A 594-nucleotide genomic window follows, 5' to 3' on the forward strand; every position below is an offset into this window, starting at 1 on the left:
AGCAAAGCTTACATCAAGATCTAGCCAGTCACATGCGGGATGATAATCCGCTCATGATTGGTACGGACTACAATCCCAAAGCGCTCAAGTCTATTTTCCACACCCTCATGTTGATAGGGCCTGATTTCGAAATCTATTTTCTTGATAGCCAAGGCAACATTACTACGCACGCCGCGCCAGAAGGGACGGAATTGATGGGAGCGGTGAATCTGGATCCTATTCGTCAGTTTCTCAGTGGAGAACCTTTCCCGATTCTAGGCGATGACCCGCGTAATCGTGATGAACACAAAGTCTTTTCTGTCGCTGCGATAGAGGAGCTTGGCTCAACCATTGGTTATTTGTACGTGGTGATCGGGAGTTCTCGTCATACGGCCATTTCCAATGCTCAAGTGGATTCGCCGTACTTGGCGCTTGCGGGTTTAGTGCTTATTTCGATTTTAGGTTTCGCTTTTGGCTCATATTTCTTGGTTAAGCGCAGCTTGTTAAACCCGATTGAACGTGTGACCGATCAACTGCAAAAACAAGCCGAACACGACTTTCGCCTACAACCCGATTTTGCACATCAAGTGCCGGAGCTAGTGCCGATTGCTCGTT

At 47.8% G+C, this 594-nt stretch carries 1 pseudogene; it reads left to right on the forward strand.

Going from position 1 to position 594, the window contains the following annotated elements:
• Positions 1 to 594, forward strand: a pseudogene (locus tag R7P74_RS27880) (sensor histidine kinase); the annotation flags it as partial.

This window comes from Vibrio sp. 2033, assembly GCF_033339735.1.